This is a genomic window from Paenibacillus sp. TSM33 (assembly GCF_056099025.1).
Genome location: NZ_JBLZXB010000037.1, coordinates 1 through 505, shown reverse-complemented (window position 1 = coordinate 505; position 505 = coordinate 1). Strand labels below are relative to the sequence as shown.

At 53.7% G+C, this 505-nt stretch carries 5 tRNA genes; all 5 read left to right on the top strand.

The features are described 5' to 3' along the window. Window positions 1-36 precede the first annotated feature (36 nt). The 5 genes from ACN6NF_RS25690 to ACN6NF_RS25670 all read left to right on the top strand — a co-directional run bounded on the left by ACN6NF_RS25690 (window position 37) and on the right by ACN6NF_RS25670 (window position 465). Window positions 37-112: transfer RNA gene (locus ACN6NF_RS25690), tRNA-Lys, on the top strand. A gap of 12 nt (window positions 113-124) precedes the next feature. After that, window positions 125-205 (top strand) — tRNA-Leu (locus ACN6NF_RS25685). Window positions 206-216: 11 nt separating this feature from the next. Beyond that, window positions 217-291: transfer RNA gene (locus tag ACN6NF_RS25680), tRNA-Gly, on the top strand. A gap of 5 nt (window positions 292-296) precedes the next feature. Next, window positions 297-373: transfer RNA gene (locus ACN6NF_RS25675), tRNA-Arg, on the top strand. 12 nt (window positions 374-385) lie between these two features. Further along, window positions 386-465, top strand: a tRNA-Leu gene (locus tag ACN6NF_RS25670). Window positions 466-505: the final 40 nt, after the last annotated feature.

Here is a 505-nt window from a genome sequence, read left to right as displayed (position 1 = left end):
ATGCATAGGTTCAAATCCTATATCCCCAGCCATTAAGAGCCATTAGCTCAGTTGGTAGAGCACCTGACTTTTAATCAGGGTGTCGAAGGTTCGAGTCCTTCATGGCTCACCATTATCATTGTATGCGCGTGTGGCGGAATTGGCAGACGCACTAGACTTAGGATCTAGCGTCTTTGACGTGGGGGTTCAAGTCCCTCCACGCGCATACCTGTTTTTGCGGACGTGGCTCAGCGGTAGAGCATCGCCTTGCCAAGGCGAGGGTCGCGGGTTCGATTCCCGTCGTCCGCTCCATATTTGCGCCCTTAGCTCAGCTGGATAGAGCGTTTGACTACGAATCAAAAGGCCGGGAGTTCGAATCTCTCAGGGCGCGCCATTAATTTCATAAGCCGGTGTGGCGGAATTGGCAGACGCGCGCGACTCAAAATCGTGAGGGAAACCGTGGAGGTTCGAGTCCTCTCACCGGCATCTATTTCGGGATGTAGCTCAGCTTGGTAGAGCACCTGGT